General features: G+C 53.0%; 12 protein-coding genes. 4 read left to right on the top strand and 8 right to left on the bottom strand.

Annotation, left to right across the window (positions count from 1 at the left end):
* The 8 genes from AB1L42_RS07495 to AB1L42_RS07460 form a co-directional block, all read right to left on the bottom strand.
* The gene (locus tag AB1L42_RS07495) at positions 1-519 is read right to left on the bottom strand and encodes an N-acetyltransferase (RefSeq protein WP_367053031.1); all 519 of its coding nucleotides are present in this window, start codon (positions 517-519) and stop codon (positions 1-3) included.
* Positions 512-1381 carry a branched-chain-amino-acid transaminase gene (gene ilvE, locus AB1L42_RS07490; RefSeq protein WP_367053177.1) on the bottom strand — a complete coding sequence of 290 codons (870 nt, stop codon included), beginning with the start codon at positions 1379-1381 and terminating at the stop codon, positions 512-514. The genes AB1L42_RS07495 and ilvE overlap by 8 nt, the downstream gene beginning before the upstream one ends.
* 347 nt (positions 1382-1728) lie before the next feature.
* Positions 1729-2466, bottom strand: coding sequence for an ABC transporter ATP-binding protein (locus AB1L42_RS07485; RefSeq protein ID WP_367053029.1), 738 nt, complete (start codon positions 2464-2466; stop codon positions 1729-1731).
* 60 nt (positions 2467-2526) lie between these two features.
* Positions 2527-4239 (bottom strand): FtsX-like permease family protein, encoded by a 1713-nt coding sequence (locus AB1L42_RS07480; RefSeq protein WP_367053027.1) that lies wholly within the window; start codon positions 4237-4239, stop codon positions 2527-2529.
* Positions 4240-4500: 261 nt separating this feature from the next.
* Positions 4501-5982: a hypothetical protein gene (locus AB1L42_RS07475; protein ID WP_367053025.1), complete on the bottom strand. Its 1482-nt coding sequence runs from the start codon at positions 5980-5982 to the stop codon at positions 4501-4503.
* Positions 5983-6185: 203 nt separating this feature from the next.
* Positions 6186-8321, bottom strand: coding sequence for an elongation factor G (fusA, locus tag AB1L42_RS07470; protein WP_367053023.1), 2136 nt, complete (start codon positions 8319-8321; stop codon positions 6186-6188).
* An 893-nt stretch (positions 8322-9214) separates the two neighbouring features.
* Positions 9215-10333: a YbdK family carboxylate-amine ligase gene (locus AB1L42_RS07465; protein WP_367053021.1), complete on the bottom strand. Its 1119-nt coding sequence runs from the start codon at positions 10331-10333 to the stop codon at positions 9215-9217.
* 52 nt (positions 10334-10385) lie between these two features.
* On the bottom strand, positions 10386-11600 hold the full coding sequence (locus AB1L42_RS07460; protein ID WP_367053019.1) for an amidohydrolase: 1215 nt from the start codon (positions 11598-11600) through the stop codon (positions 10386-10388).
* 144 nt (positions 11601-11744) lie between these two features.
* Between AB1L42_RS07460 and AB1L42_RS07455 the strand changes: the two genes are divergently transcribed.
* The 4 genes from AB1L42_RS07455 (at position 11745) to AB1L42_RS07440 (ending at position 16116) form a co-directional block, all read left to right on the top strand.
* Complete coding sequence (locus AB1L42_RS07455; RefSeq protein ID WP_367053017.1) at positions 11745-12023, top strand: hypothetical protein; 279 nt, start codon at positions 11745-11747, stop codon at positions 12021-12023.
* Positions 12024-12120: 97 nt separating this feature from the next.
* Positions 12121-13218, top strand: a complete 1098-nt coding sequence (locus tag AB1L42_RS07450; RefSeq protein ID WP_367053015.1) for a hypothetical protein — start codon at positions 12121-12123, stop codon at positions 13216-13218.
* A gap of 158 nt (positions 13219-13376) precedes the next feature.
* Complete coding sequence (locus AB1L42_RS07445; protein WP_367053013.1) at positions 13377-14084, top strand: succinate dehydrogenase cytochrome b subunit; 708 nt, start codon at positions 13377-13379, stop codon at positions 14082-14084.
* A gap of 112 nt (positions 14085-14196) precedes the next feature.
* The gene (locus tag AB1L42_RS07440; protein ID WP_367053011.1) at positions 14197-16116 is read left to right on the top strand and encodes a fumarate reductase/succinate dehydrogenase flavoprotein subunit; all 1920 of its coding nucleotides are present in this window, start codon (positions 14197-14199) and stop codon (positions 16114-16116) included.
* Positions 16117-16154 lie beyond the last annotated feature (38 nt).

The following is a 16154-nucleotide window of genomic DNA, read 5'->3' as shown; positions in this document are numbered from 1 at the left end:
TCAGTCGATCCCGAACGGAGCCGCATACACAACCCTGCCTGCCACATTTTCCAACGCGCCAGGAGTCAACTCGACAGCCATCCACGGATCGCCCGAAAACGGCGAAGCGAGCGGCTTGGCGAACTCGCTTGAAAAGCCAAACCTCGGGTAGAATTCAGGATGCCCGAGAACGATCACGATATGATGCCCTGACTCTTTGCAGAGCTTCAAACCTTCTCTGACGAGTTGCGATCCGATGCCGCGATTCTGAAATTCCGGGATGACCGCGACCGGAGCCAACGCCAAAGCATCGACCGTTCTGTCATCGCAAACGATCTCGAGACGACTGAATACAATCGTCCCGACGACCGTTTCGGAAACTTCAGCGACAAGCGATTCGACGACGCAGTTCTGGGCAGTTAGCTCTTCGACCAGAATCGCTTCCTCTTCGGTTTCGAAAGCTGCTTTACAGACCGAGTTGATCGCAGATTGATCGCTCGATGCTGCTCGCCGAACAGTCACGTCGGAATTGTTATTCACGAACGTACTCTTGGAATCGCTGTCGCAGCTTCTGAGTGACAGGTCCAGGTTTACCATCTCCGATCTCGCGACCATCGAGGGAAACAACTGGAATCACTTCCGCAGCGGTGCCAGTCAAGAAACACTCATCAGCGATGTAAATGTCATGCCGCAAGAGTGTCATTTCGACGACTTCAATCCCAGCCTCACGTGCCAGTTCCATCGCAACGTTGCGCGTGACGCCTTCAAGAATTCCCGCGTCAGTCGGGGGAGTCTTCAGGATTCCGTTCTTCACAATGAAGATGTTGTCGCCGGTACACTCAGCCACTTCTCCCTTGTGATTCAGCATCAGTGCCTCGAGAGAATCCGCGTCCGTTCCCTCAATTTTCGCCATAATGTTATTTAGGTAATTCAGCGACTTAATGCGTGGGCTCAGCGCAGTAGGATGATTGCGAATCGTGCTCGCTGTGATGATGCGCAACCCGTTTTCGTAGAGTTCTTCCGGGTAGAGCGAAATTGTGTCCGCAATGATGATGACTTGCGGGTTACTCGTCCGTCGAATGTCCAACCCGAGCGTCCCCGCTCCACGCGTGATGACGAGCCGCACGTAACCGTCAACAATCCCGTTCGCTGCCACAGTTTCATTGACTGCGTCCAGCATTTCGGACTTGTCGATCGGAATCACAAGACGAATCGCTTTCGCGCTTTCGTAGAGGCGATCGATGTGATCTTCGTGGCGAAAGACTTTTCCGGAATAGACTCGAATGCCTTCGAAGACGCCGTCGCCGTACAGCAACCCGTGGTCGTAGACACTGACAACGGCCTGTTGCTTACCGACAAGTTCACCGTTGAGATAGACCTTCTGTGTTGCCTGATCCGCCATCGTTGTCTCGACTTCCGTTAGAGCATTCTTCGAACTGGTTTCACGAACTTGAACTCGCATTCATAGTCATCCTGATACAACTCGTGACTCTCCGGGCGGATCGAACAACTCTCGATTCACACGCTTTCGAATCACTTCAGGAAGACACAGCAACAGCTGAGTCAACTCGTTTCGGCGGGTCCAAGGATCAAAGCGTATTGCTCGCACCTCAAGATGGACCTTGCGCACTGTCAAGATAGCAAAAAGTGATTCGACAGAAAGCCAGTTGCGTCGAGGACACTCGCAATGTCGAGCAAGTTCAGGAAGATTCTCTGAATTCTCCTGAGCAGCACTCACGTCGCAATTCTCTAGGCAGCTTCATTCAGAGACTGAATTCGCCCCTCGCTGAGCCGCACAATTCGCTCTGCCTGACGAGCGATGTTGTCATCGTGAGTCACCATCAAAATGGTGAGCTGTTGCTCCTCGTTCAGTTTGTGGAGCAATTCCATGATGTCGCCGCCGGTCCTGGAATCGAGATTTCCTGTCGGTTCATCTGCCAACAAGACATTCGGGCGGGCAATCAGTGCTCGAGCAATCGCAGCCCGCTGCATCTCTCCTCCGGAAAGCTCAGATGGACGATGCCGGAGCCGGTGATCGAGTCCAACCTGCTTGGCGATGGCGACCGCCTGTTCTTTGAGTTCTGACTTCCGACGCAGATATTCCCAAATCGAGTATCGAATCATGAGCGGAGAGAGAATGTTCTCCAGCAGACTCAGTTCTGGAAGCAGGTGATAAAATTGAAAGACAAAACCGAAAACGTTATTTCTCAACTCATCACGAGTTCGTTCGGGGAGATTGTCAATTCGATTTCCTTCCAGCCAGACTTCTCCCACGTCCGGGACATCGAGCAGACCGAGCAGATGCATCAGAGTGCTTTTTCCGGATCCGGACTGCCCCACGATGGACAGAAACTCACCCCGCTTCACTTTGACATCGACTCCGCGAAGAACGGGAACCTTGTGCTCCCCTTTTCGGTACGATTTGTCGAGAGCTTTCGCCCGTAAGTGAACAGGTTCATTCATCGAAATCACAGAAGGTTGAGACATGGGTCACTCGTCTTGAGGTCTCGCTGCTGACATCCATATCAACAGCCTGATGGGCCACTTTTATTCGTAGCGAAGTGCCTGAACAGGATGAAGTCGTGCTGCCCGACGGGCTGGTAACACACTCGCGAGCACAGCAATCACAATGGCGCCCAACGCAACCCAGAACACCATCATCGGTGAGACAAGTGTTGGAATTTCACGGAAGTAATAGATCGTTTCGTCAAAGACTTTTCGCCCGGTAAACCACGACAGGAACGCTTCGACCTGATTGATGTATCGCACAAACAGGAGCCCGAGGACCACGCCCACTCCACTTCCGACGATCCCCAGAGAAAGTCCATACGACAGGAAGATAAACATCACCCCTCGAGAACTCGCCCCGAGAGCTTTCAGAATTCCGATATCGCGAGTCTTCTCCACAACGATCATGAAAAAGATCGCCAGAATCCCGAATCCTGCGACGGTGATAATGAGGAACAACAGCACGTTCAGAATGGCAGATTCCATAGCCACTGCCTCAAGCAATGGACCTTGTTTCTGCTCCCATGTCAAAACTTGGAATGTCCCGGTATGCGGACTCAATCCGGAGCGAAGTTTTCGGACCACATCGCCAGCGGAATTGTAGTCTTTGAGTTTGAGTTGAAGACTTGTAACGGCACCATCGCGCCAGTCGAGTCCCTCGTTCGGTCGTGAAGGATCGGGAGAAAACAGCATTCCGCGAGCGAGTTGAAGTTGCTCCAGATTGCAGAAGACGAGGTTGGAGTCATACTCGCTCATGCCACTCTTGAAGAAGTCAACAACCGTCGCTTTGAAACTGGCTGGCTCCGGCTTGCCGGTTTTGATCGTCGTCAGTGTCACATCCTGACCGGGCTTGACCATGTAAATCATCTTGGTCTTGCCGGTCGCTTTGTCTTTATAAGGAAAACTGACGAGCCCTGCCCCCACGTAAATTCGTGCGGGGAGAGGATCCATCGGGTTGATCTGCTCAGCGATGCGTGTCGATTCAAACGGATCACGGAACGACTGAATCCCTGCGTTGGTGTCCAAGCGCTCGTGACGTTCCTCGCTGACCGACGAACCGCTGACTTGCTGAACTTCCGATGAGGAATCAGCTTCGAAGGGATCAGCCAATGAGAACGAAGAAACAGGCTCAATCGCAGTCGCTGCGTCAACTCCTGTCAACAATTCCGGAGGAGCAGCAGCGGCGGGCGACTCGAAGTTTCCATACTGGTTGTCAAACTGATCTCGGAAGTTTTCGAATTCGATCCAGTCTTGCCGGGTCGCTTTCGCATCCTCGGTCAGTTCCCAATCCAATGGTTCATTGGGATCTCGCAGGCGGCCGCGAATCAGTTCGTCGTCGAGGATGATTTCCTGCCGGCTCATCATATGCCCGGCAAACGGACTGACATGATTTTTGCCGTTGGGATCAATTCCGATCAGAGTCACCGGTCGGTACACGGTCTGCCCGCCCCAATCGAAGCTGATCATGCCGTAGATTTCGACTGTCGGAGTCATGAACTCCACTTCGGAACCAACGAGCCGTTCGACATCCGCCATCAACTGACGAGGATCGGGTGTCCCGTCGGTGTTGGTCGTCTCAATCATCACATCCGCAAGGATGGCGTGAATTCGATCCTTCATCTGGCTGCTGAATCCAGACATGACACTATTGACGACGATCATCGTCGCCACGCCCAATGTCACGCTGATGATGCTCGCGAGAGCAATCAACCGCGTCCGAAGATATCGATTTGCAATCAGAAACTTGTACATGCGCACTCCTTTGCGTTCGGCAACTCGCCGATTCTGCCGGAGTCTAAAGCACTTTTCATCGTGAGTCGAGGCGAGATTGACCGCGAGATTCTTGCTGATTGGTGTCGACTGAAGAGACTTTTTCCAAATTGAATCCGGATTACGGACGCATCACTTCACCGAATTCGGAGCTACCCCGCTAGACCACTTTCTGACTTTGTGTGCACAGGAAAGAGCAACTTGCTCTGCACAACACGAGTGCAGTGTATCGATGCAAGTCGTCTAAACAACTCGCGACTGAATCAATGCCCAGACTGGAATCGCGATGCTGCTGACGATCGCGACCCCGATCCAGATCCAACGGAAGCAGTTAACGAGCGGGGGCGATTGACTGAGATGCGACTCCCCTTCGTCAGGCAACAACTTCACCAAGCCAACTACACTCACCAGAATGGCACCAGCGAAGACCCACCCCGAAGCTGCGCCGAATTCTTCCGACCCATTTAGAAGTTGATGGACTTGCCACACCAACAACATGCCCATCGTCCCGGGCAACACACCGACAGTCGCGACAGCGATCCATTTGCCAACGGCCGACGGATCGGTTCGGCCAGCCCCTTGCTGATCATCTTCGAGGCAGATCAAAACCAGCGAAGCGAATTGCGTCACGACTGCATACAGAACGCAGACGACTCGCAAAGAATGCAACAGTACAAAGCCCAGAAACACAAACTGGTGTGCCCAGGTCACCACTCGACCGCGGAGTTCGTCAGGTTCGAGGCGTGCATTCAGGAAGAAAGAAAGCGCAGCGAAACCCAGCATTGCTGGAATATACAACTCCGGAAGTGCGAGCGGGACGTCCGGAATCTCTGCGGTCGACGCAGGAAAGTCGCTGAGAATTCGAGCAAAGTGAATGAACGCCGCATTCGACAGAAACAGCAGACCGACTCGTTGCTCAAACGCCGCTTTCGCAAACCTTCTGGAATACAACTCCTGAAACGGGAACAGCCCCGCCAGCAAACCAACACCAACTGCGAGCGCCCCGACCGGCAGAAGACGATATTGCTCCCAAAGGAACCGAGCAGCTGGATGTTGTCGAATGGAAACCTGAAGCAGATGCGCGAGATCCGTCACAACGAATGTGGTCTCTCCCGGAACTCCGTGAGGCGCCGATCGAACGATTGCAGCGACCGCTGCCAGCCAGGCAATTCCACAGAGAAAAACCATCCAGCCGACGAACAAGAACACGGGCAAACCAGTGCCAGAATTTTCGTTCGGGGAACTCTTCGAACTTCGCGAAATCCCAGCCAGACCGAGCACGGCAAGCGAAGACGCAGTCGCCAGAGAGACAAGGTCGTCACCCAACAACAGCCAGGAACCGAAAGCCAGAAAAGCGATTAGACTATTCTCGTTTTTCGATCTGTGAGGTAACCGTGTTCCAGCGATCGTCAGTAGGGCCAATTGAAGCCCCACAAGGCCAGCACCGTTCAGCAGATCCAAACGAAGGGCAATTTTGAAGACGGTCGTTCCCGGAAACAGCGGAATCGAAGCGGAGAAATGCGAATACGCCGAGGGTTCAGCTTGAGTGACAGTCAGGGTCTGGCACACAGCGAGCGTAACCAACGACACGAACTGCAAGACTGTAGCTGCGAGCAACCAGTAGCAACCTCCTTCCGAACGCGCCCCTCTGAGAGAGCGAATGGCCAGCACGATGATCGGAATCAGCGGAATGGCCAGAAGAAGGAATGCTTGAATGGACGCCACACGACACCTTGAATGAGATCACCAACGCAGTTCTGAGAAGCGTCCGGTCTTCAATGAGAAATCTTCTCAGTCCGGGGATCATATTGTGTCGAGAGGCGATTTTCGAATCAGCGATTGTGCCGCCAACTCTTGATGATGTAGACATAAAAAAAGCCCGGGAGAATCTCCCGGGCCGAGTCTGAAGACTCTATTCGTATGACGACTTACTTTCTGGCAAGTCGCTCTTCTTTTTCTTTGCGGCGACGTTCGACAACTTCCGTCTGGATGTTGCGAGGAACCTGGCTGTAACGGCCGAATTCCATGCTGAAGCCACCTTTACCCTGAGTCATCGATCGCAGCTCGTTCGCGTAATCGAACATGTTCGCGAGCGGAACTTCCGCAACGATGTAACAGGTTCCTTCGCGGGTTTCTGCGGAGTTCACCACGCCACGCTTACTTGAAAGGTGACCGGTGACAGCTCCCTGAAACTCTTCAGGAATTTCGACGTCCAAAGTCATGATTGGTTCGAGCAACGCAACCGACGCCTTTGTGAGGGCGTCACGCACTGCCTGCCAACCACAAGTTTCGAACGCTTTTTCCGAAGAGTCGACATCGTGGTAACTACCGTCATCGAGATCGACTGAAGCGTAAACCACTTCGGCCTCGATCAGCGGTCCCTTTTCAAGAGCACGTTTGAAACCAGCTTCGGCAGCAGGAATATACTGGTTTGGAATACGACCCTGTGAAATGTTGTTGTTGAAGACGTATTCTTCATCCGAACCTTCTGGGAGGCACTGCAGTTTACCCACTACGTGAGCGTACTGACCGGAACCACCCGTCTGCTTCTTGTGCTTGTAGTTGAAGTCGACATCTTTAGTCGGCATTTCTTTGTAAGCCACTTTCGGTTCCCCGATGGTGACTTCGCAGCGATATTCTCGCTTGATTCGCTCGATATAAACTTCGAGGTGCAGCTGTCCCATCCCCGCAATGATCGTTTCATTGGTTTCAGGATCAGTGCTGACCTGGAAAGTTGGATCTTCGCGACGGAATCGTTCGAGTGCTTTTCCGAGACGGTCTGCACCTGCTCGGTCGGTCGGCTCGATCGAAAGTCGAATCACAGGCTCCGGAACGTAAATGTTTTCCAGCGAGTAGTTCGCTCCTGGACCACAGAATGTATCCCCGGACGCACAATCGATTCCCACGACAGCGACAATATCGCCAGCTTCCGCGACATCGATATCTTCTCGATCGTTCGAGTGCATACGCACGAGTCGGCCGAACCGGACTTTCTGTCCAGTACGAGTGTTGATGTAACTTTCACCCTTAACGATCTTCCCTTGGTAGATGCGGGTGTACGTCAACTGTCCGAACTGTTCCAGAACGGTTTTGAATGCCATACAGACAAGTGGATCGTCGACGGAGTCCGACAGAACAACTCGTTTGGCTTCGTTTTCCTGAATTTCGCCAGCCTTGATGGCCTTTTCGGTCGCATCGACATCGATTGCTTCAACATCAACGTCGTTTGGCCGTGGCAGGAAGTAAGTCACAGCGTCCAGCAGCGATTGAACACCTTTGTTCTTGAACGCAGATCCACACATCACTGGTGTGATGTCCTGAGTCAACGTCGCTGCGCGGATGATTCCACGAATTTTCTCGGTCGGAACGTCTGCTTCTTCCAGCAGAGCTTCCATGAGTTCATCGTCGAACATCGAGAGAGCTTCGAGCATCTCCTGACGATAGGTTTCTGACTTTTCTTTCATGTCCGCAGGAATTTCCCCGCGAATCACGTCTTCCCCACGTTCACCACCAAAGGTGATGGACTGCATTTCGATGAGGTCGATCATTCCTTCGAAGTCGTTTCCGGCTCCGATTGGAATTTGAATCGGGACAGCGTTGGCTTTCAGTTTGTCTTTGATCTGACGCACAACGGAGTAGTAATCCGCTCCAGTTCGGTCCATCTTGTTGACGAACGCGATTCGTGGAACTTTGTACCGCTTCATCTGGCGGTCGACGGTCAGCGACTGACTTTGAACACCACCGACTGAGCAGAGAACGAGCACAGCTCCGTCGAGAACACGCAGGGAACGTTCAACTTCCACGGTGAAGTCCACGTGACCTGGCGTATCAATGACGTTGATGATGTGGTCTTTCCACTGAACCTGAGTCGCAGCGGAAGTAATTGTGATCCCACGTTCTTTTTCGAGCTCCATGTGGTCCATGGTCGCTCCATCACCGCCTCCACGCACTTCTTCGATTTTGTGGATACGACCGGAGTAGTAAAGAATTCGCTCGGTGAGCGTCGTCTTTCCGGAGTCAATGTGGGCGGAAATCCCGATGTTACGGACTTTATTCAGGTTCATGGCCATACCAGGCTGTCAGGATAAATGGAAAAGGAGCCACAACTCTGCGACTCAACCATCAGTAAAGAGTTACGCAATTTTGAAGAGGAAATTGGCGTTCACCGCCAAAACAAAGCAGTTTTCAGATTTCTAAGAGGTGGATTCGCAGTGGGAATCCAAGGAGTCATGCGAGACCCAGGCAGAACACTTTGCCAATTTTCAGTTGATGAATCGCTCGACGTGAGTTCACTTAACTCACTACGTCGAACAGTCTCACAAACCTGATTCCGATGGGCGTTGCCCGTCGAGGTGGCCGAGATGCTGCTCGAGTCAAACTCGAACTGCTCGAATGGGATTTCGCATGATGAATGACTCCGTCGTCAAAGTTCGACTCTCTCAACAATTCGGAGAGAGTGATCACCCTTTTATGTGAGCCAGGTGTTCGCCTCGTTGAGGAGCCTCACCCGTTCAAATTTTCGGCTGATGCCGCTTTTGTACGCTTCAAACGACTCGATCGACTTTCGACAACCTCCGCGGAACTTGGACACCATTGGTACCGAAGCTTGAGCGGCAAAATGAGAAAAGAAGAAGCAAGAGTCGTGAAAAATGGAGGGTATTGCTGAATTGACCTCCTGCACTCTCTTCGATTCACCCTACTCCATGATGTGAATCATCAGCAAGAAACCTGCAGGAAGCTGGGATTGGCTAGACCTTCAGCGATCACTTTCCATAACAGCTGGGAGGATCATAGCTATCAGGCAATTTCAGGAAAAGGGGAAATTCTGAAAATTAGAATGTGTTTTTGGTTAACCCTTGATTTCCACAGAGAGCGATCAATTTCCACACACTTTAGACAACTGCTTGACCGGTCAAGCGTTGCTCATTCCGCCAGATAAATTCCTAAAAAGACTCTCTCAACCGACTCGCGATTGCTCCACCATCCAGCTGACAAGTTGCTTCTGACAGCCGAATCTTTCCAATTGATCCATTTGCCGCTGGGCCCAGGTCGGCTGTTGAATAAATTCACCAAACTCCAGCAGTTCAGCTTCGCAACCGAGTTCTTGAGAGATCTCCCGGAACTTTTCGATGGTCGACTTGATGATCTCCCGCGTCGGAACAAGTTGGTGACTTTGACTATCGACCAGCTCGGCGTCCAATCCGTATCTAGCTGCTCGCCATTTATTCTGCCTGACCAGCATCGGATGGCAATCATGCTGGTAAAGTCCTTCGTCGATTTCATCTGAGAGCGACTTGATCAGGCAATGGATGTAAGCCACCAGCCCCAAAGCATCGTCCAAGCGACCGGGCATATCACAGATCCGCACTTCAACCGTGCCGAAGTTGTGATGCGGTCGCACGTCCCACCAGATTTCTCGGATCGATTCGATAAACCCGGTGTGAATGAGATGGTTCACGAGCCAGGCGTATTCGCTCCAGTTTCGCATAAACGGAGGCAGCCCGGCAGTCGGAAGCCCTTCCATCACTTTCGTTCGCCACGAACACAATCCCGTTTGTCGGCCTTCCCAATACGGGCTATTGCAACTTGCTGCGAGCAGAATCGGCAGGTGCCGCAAGATGCGATCACAAATCATCACCGCCTTATCACCTGAATCAACACCGACATGCACATGCAGACCGAAAGTCACCAGTTGACGGGCTGTATCCTGAAGGAGATTGACGATCCGGTTGTATCGTTCGTTGTCGCTGACCTGCTGGTCGTGCCATGAAGAAAACGGATGAGTCGCGGAAAAAAGCAGGTCGATCCCGTTTTCCTCAGCGACGGACTGAACCGCTTTCAATTGTTTTCGTAGCTGTTTCCCTGCCTCATTGACGGTTGTGCAAACGTCTGTGTTGACTTCGATGTAGCATTCCATCAACTCCGGCTTGACCGCTTCGCAGTCAGCACTCGAAAGCGCCTGGAGGATTGCCGGACACCCTGACCGCAGACTTCCCGTCTCGCGATCCACCAAAGCCATTTCGATTTCGACTCCGAGCGACGGCCCAGGGCTTTCGGAGAATGGAATTTTTGACATGCTCGAATTCACTCCAGTTGCAACGGTGCGGAATCAACCTCGCGGGAACAGTCTAGACGCAATTGGTATGCCGCAAATACCATTCAACGACGCTCCCAGCCAGAACCTTCGTTCCAACGACGAGAGCCTCTTCGTCGATATCGAAGAGTGGAGAATGCAGCGGCGGGGCGTTTTGTGGGTCTTTCGAACATCCCAGCCGGAACATCACCCCCGGAACTTTCTGCAAATAGTTGGCGAAATCCTCTCCCCCCATACTCGGTCGAGAAATTTCCTGCACGCTCTCCCGACCGAGCAATTCGCTCGAAACTTCTCGAACAATCCCCGTCAACTCCGGATGATTTTCGACACCTGGAGGACCGTGACGATGGGTCACAGTGATCGTCGTCCCGCTCGCTTCTGCGACTCCGCGCGCCAACCGCTCGAGATGCCGAATCGTATTCTCACTAATCCGTAAATCGAGCGTCCGCAGCGTTCCGCGAACAATCACCTTGTCCGGAATGACGTTCGGGTTTTGCCCCGCCTGGATTTGCCCGAAACTGACCACGACCGGATCTTGGGAATCTGTTCCGCGCGGAATGAACAGGAAAATCGAACTGATCAACTGGGCTGCTGCTGCGATGGGATCACAGGCTTCATGCGGACGAGCAGCATGCGCTCCGCGACCGAGGACTTGGACTTCCAACTCATGGCAATCCGCGGTGAATGCGCCCGAACGAACTCCAATTGTTCCGGTCTCTCGTGATGGGTCCATGTGCAGACTCATCAAAGCCTGAATCCCATCCACAGCTCCCGCTTCGACCAATTCGATCGCTCCGCGATTCGTCTCTTCCGCCGGTTGCAGCAACACTCTCCACGGAACCGACCATTCAGGGAACTGTTTCGCCAAGCTCATCAGCGTCAGCATCGTCCCGTAGGCAATCGCAGCATGAGCATCGTGCCCGCAGGCATGCATCAACCCGTCCGCCTGGCTGCAGTAGCTAGTCGTCTTCTGATCCTGAATGCGGAGCCCATCAATGTCTCCGCGAATTGCGATCACCGGTTTTTGGCCTGGTGCATCAATGATCAATCCGCGATTTCCCGGCCCGACGACAGCTTGCACATCCAGCTCTTTGAGTTTCTCAAGGAAAAACGCCGTCGTGTGAAACTCTTCGCCGCTTGGCTCAGGGTGCTGATGAAGAAATCGCCGGATCTCCCGAACGTGCTCGGCGTGTTGATCCACCATCCGACTGATTTCTTCCAGCCATGGGCGTTTTCCCAGTTGATTCACAAAAGTCTCCCAGCCATTCGTCGATCGTCCGATCTTCAATCGTAACACGTTGACTGACACGAAAAAAACTCGCCAGCGTGGAGCAACTTCATCCTCAGCGCCGATTGGCTACAATGTGATCTCATTCGAACTCAGGACAATCCCATGCCTCGTGAATATTCCAACTACCAGAAAAAAGTTATTTCCCGTTACTACGAGAACCGGGAACAGATCGACAGCCAACGCCTGAGCGAGTTGGTCACCAGCCTCTACCTCGCCACCGGTGCCAAACAGAAAGCCAAGCTTTGGAACTCGGCACAGGAAGCGATGGAACGGCTCGACGTCCCAGGCGGTCGCATTCAGCACGTCATTGCTTCTGAAGATCCGGCTGTTCTGGCAGAAGTCGTCAAAGACCTCGAATCGGGTGCAATCAAACCCAAGTAAATCGAACGGCAACCGATCGACTTCTCTGCGGTTGAATCAACAAACGCCAGATTTTTTTCACTGCCCATTTTGCTCGAATCACGAGAAAGCCACATCAATGGCGAAGCAACAACGACATTTCACTCAGACTCAACGCCGTCGTTTCACTGAGAGGCAGCGCGTCAACTTGTTGCTTGGGTGCCTTGCTTTTTCGTTGACAGTTTCTGGCTGTAGCGAAAACCCGACGAGCGAAAGTTCTGACAACTCGGCCTCATCTTTCAATGCCGTCAAACCGGACGAACAAACATCCGACGGCGAAAGTGAAGTCCCGAAAATGCTGACTGCGGACGAACTCCGCAGGCAACTTGGAGCCAACGAGAACGCTCACTTCGAAAAGACCGGTCGGAACTTCACGGTCGCAGACCTTGGAAACAGCGGAATCACAACGCTCGAACCATTGCGAGGGCTCCCTCTCAAGGTATTAAACCTTTCCCAAACGCGTGTCACCGACCTGTCTCCACTCGAAGGGATGAAGATCGAACGCATGGGAATTGCGGAAACCGACATTTCAGACATGTCCCCACTGACAGGTGCTCCGCTTGAACACCTCGATGCGACACGTTCGCAACTGGAAGATCTGTCATTCCTCGAAGGCAACACGAAGCTGACTCACCTTTATCTCGAAGGAGCGAAAGTTCTCGACATTTCCCCCCTGGCATCGAGCCCGTTGAAAGTCTTATGGCTGAACAAATGCCCGGTGGAAGACCTTTCGATCCTCACCGGCAAACAGCTCGACGAACTCAATCTTTGTGACACGCCAGTCGAAAACCTGAAAACCGTCCAGTCCATGAAGCTTGGAACCCTCTGGATGAGAAACACCAACGTGAAGGACCTCACAGGGATTTCGGACCACGGGTTGGTAAGTCTGGATGTCGAAGGAAGCGCTGTGAACAACCTGAATGCACTTTCGGGAATGACCACTCTCAAACGGCTGAACATTTCGCGAACCCAGGTCACAGACTTGAGCCCACTTGCCGACCTGCAACTCGAACGGCTGATTTTCACTCCGAATCTCATCACAACCGGAATCGAAGCAATCCGGAACATGAGTTCTCTCCAGCAAATTGACACTTCATTCGACGGCGTCGCTCGACCGATGTCCCCTTCTGAATTTTGGGAACGCTACGACGCAGGCGAATTCAATGCTGAGAGTTAACAAAACTGCAGTGAATCGGACGTTGCAGATGTGGACCGAACCCCTATAATCCGCCGAAGTTGCGATGGCAAAAGGGTTACCGTTTGCTCATCCGATACTCTGCATTGAGTGACGTTGACCTCGAATCTTTGACGGCATCGAAATTGAAGGAGCCGAAATTGAGCTGGCTCACTGGCTTTCTGAAGTCTACCGTGGGACGCAAGTTCGTCATGGCGCTCACGGGGCTGTTCCTCTGTTTCTTCCTGGTCGTGCACCTTTCAGGGAACTTGTTGCTTTATGTCGGCGGAGAGGCGTACGACAAGTATGCACACGCCCTGCACAGCAACGAAGAGTTTCTGATTCTGGCAGAAACTCTTCTCTTTGCGGCCTTCGCTCTCCATATCGTGCTCGCATTTGCGACGACCTGGGAGAACAAATCGTCACGCAAAACCGGATATCGGAAGAACGAGTCAAAACGAGATGACCGTGCACTTCCACTGCTTCTCGCCCCCGACTACACGATGATGGTCACCGGCCTGGTGGGGATGCTCTTCCTGGTTGTCCACATTTCCGATTTCAAATTGGAGATCGGCTGGGGACTCGAAGGCATGACTCCCGCCCAGAAAGCTGGCTTGATTGTCTCGGACGGAACTCGACTCATCATTTACATGGCAGGCGCCATCGCGTTAGGAATTCACGTTTCTCACGGTCTAGCGAGTGCGTGTCAGACGATCGGATTCAATCACCCAAAATACACTTCGGGAGTCGAAGTGATTTCACGCATCTTCGGAGTTGTTGTCGCTCTTGGTTTCAGCAGCTTTCCGGTGATGGCTCAAATGTACCCTGAGTGGTTTCAGTTCGTCGGAACGGTGACAACCGGCCATTAGTTTCAGTTGTTTGTGAAGTCGCAGCAGTCAGAAGATTGATTCTTCAGTTCCGAAACAACACCTCGGGAACAACACTGCTCGCTGTTGAAAAATGCCTGGCAGGAAATTGACGATGAGTCAAACGGAACTTCACTCAAATGTCCCCGGCGGCCCGCTTTCGGAAAAGTGGCAGAAGCACAAAAACGAGATGAAACTCGTTTCTCCGAACAACAAGCGTCGGTTCGACATCATCGTCGTCGGCACCGGACTCGCCGGCGCAGCTGCGGCAGCGTCACTGGGAGAACTGGGCTACAACGTCAAAGCCTTCTGCTATCAGGACTCCCCTCGCCGTGCCCACAGCATCGCTGCTCAAGGGGGAATCAACGCTGCGAAGAATTACCCGAACGATGGTGATTCCGTCCACCGGCTCTTCTACGACACCATCAAAGGGGGAGACTTCCGTGCGCGCGAAGCGAACGTGTATCGCCTCGCAGAAGTCAGCGGATCAATCATCGATCAGTGTGTCGCTCAGGGAGTTCCGTTCGCCCGAGAATATGGCGGACTGCTTGCAAACCGGACCTTCGGTGGGGCTCAGGTATCGCGAACTTTTTACTGCCGTGGCCAGACCGGACAACAGCTCCTCCTCGGAGCTTACAGTTCACTAATGCGACAAGTCTCAGCGGGCAAGGTCAAAATGTACCCTCGCCGGGAAATGCTCGACCTTGTCACTGTCGATGGCATGGCACGCGGTATCGTCTGCCGAAACCTGAAGACTGGTGAGTTCGAAACTCATGCTGCCCACGCTGTGCTCGTCTGCACCGGGGGCTACGGAAATGCGTTTTACCTGTCGACCAATGCGAAGGGTTGTAACGTCACCGCAGCTTGGCGATGTCACAGGCGCGGGGCGTTTTTCGCCAATCCATGCTTTACGCAGATCCATCCGACTTGCATCCCGGTCAAAGGGGACTACCAATCGAAACTCACTCTGATGAGTGAAAGTCTTCGAAACGACGGGCGCGTCTGGGTTCCGAAAGACCCTCAGGACAGCAGATCGCCTCAGGACATTCCGGAAGAAGATCGAGATTATTACCTCGAACGCCGGTACCCTGCCTTCGGGAACATGGTGCCTCGCGATGTTGCAAGTCGTGCAGCCAAAGAACGCTGCGACGAAGGCTACGGAGTCGGTGAAACAGGAACGGCTGTTTTCCTCGATTTCCGACGAGCTATTCAGGAACAGGGAGAAGATGCCATTCGCAGCAAGTATGGCAACCTCTTCCACATGTACCAGAAGATCACCGACGAAAACCCATACAAGACTCCGATGCGGATTTACCCAGCGGTGCACTACACCATGGGTGGACTTTGGGTCGACTACAACCTCGAAAGCACCATTCCTGGATTGTTCGTTCTCGGTGAAGCCAACTTCTCCGACCACGGAGCCAACCGACTGGGAGCGAGTGCCCTGATGCAGGGACTTGCTGACGGATACTTCATCGCTCCGTACACGATTGGTCATCACCTCGCCGGACGAACCATCAAGCCGGTCACGACCGCTCATCCTCGCTTCGAAGAAACCAAGAACGAAGCCAAGGAGCGAGTCGATAAGCTTCTCCGCATCAATGGAACCCGCACCGTTCAAAGCTTCCATCGCGAGCTTGGACAAATCATGTGGGACTACTGCGGAATGGCCCGAAATGCTGAAGGACTGAAGCAGGCAACCGACAAGATTCGCATGATTCGCGAGCAGTTCTGGAAGCAGATCCGGATTCCCGGCAGCGGAGAGTCGTTTAATCAACAGCTTGAAATGGCGGGACGCGTGGCCGACTTCCTCGAGTTTTCTGAGGTCTTTGCTCAGGACGCTCTCACGCGTGAAGAATCGTGCGGCGGCCATTTCCGGGAAGAGCATCAAACATCAGAAGGTGAAGCTCAGCGCGACGACGAGAACTTCGCCCACGTTGCTGCCTGGGAACACGTTCCAAACGGCGATTCGAAGCGGCACGTTGAACCGCTGGAGTTTGAAAACGTCAAACTCACAACCCGAAGTTACAAGTAGCGAATCAAGCCCCAGGTTGCGGCAGTCACCCATCCTTT

It is taken from the genome of Thalassoglobus sp. JC818 (genome assembly GCF_040717535.1).
Taxonomy (GTDB): Bacteria; Planctomycetota; Planctomycetia; order Planctomycetales; family Planctomycetaceae; genus Thalassoglobus.
The sequence above is the reverse complement of the archived record's forward strand: the minus strand, read 5'-3'. Positions and strand labels throughout refer to the sequence as shown.

Excerpts from the sequence above, each read along its gene's own strand:
- ilvE (WP_367053177.1), bottom strand. The coding sequence starts at position 1,381 with ATGGCGGATCAGGCAACACAGAAGGTCTATCTCAACGGTGAACTTGTC.
- AB1L42_RS07455 (WP_367053017.1), top strand. The coding sequence starts at position 11,745 with ATGCCTCGTGAATATTCCAACTACCAGAAAAAAGTTATTTCCCGTTAC.
- AB1L42_RS07465 (WP_367053021.1), bottom strand. The coding sequence starts at position 10,333 with ATGTCAAAAATTCCATTCTCCGAAAGCCCTGGGCCGTCGCTCGGAGTC.
- fusA (WP_367053023.1), bottom strand. The coding sequence starts at position 8,321 with ATGAACCTGAATAAAGTCCGTAACATCGGGATTTCCGCCCACATTGAC.
- AB1L42_RS07450 (WP_367053015.1), top strand. The coding sequence starts at position 12,121 with ATGGCGAAGCAACAACGACATTTCACTCAGACTCAACGCCGTCGTTTC.
- AB1L42_RS07485 (WP_367053029.1), bottom strand. The coding sequence starts at position 2,466 with ATGTCTCAACCTTCTGTGATTTCGATGAATGAACCTGTTCACTTACGG.
- AB1L42_RS07480 (WP_367053027.1), bottom strand. The coding sequence starts at position 4,239 with ATGTACAAGTTTCTGATTGCAAATCGATATCTTCGGACGCGGTTGATT.
- AB1L42_RS07440 (WP_367053011.1), top strand. The coding sequence starts at position 14,197 with ATGAGTCAAACGGAACTTCACTCAAATGTCCCCGGCGGCCCGCTTTCG.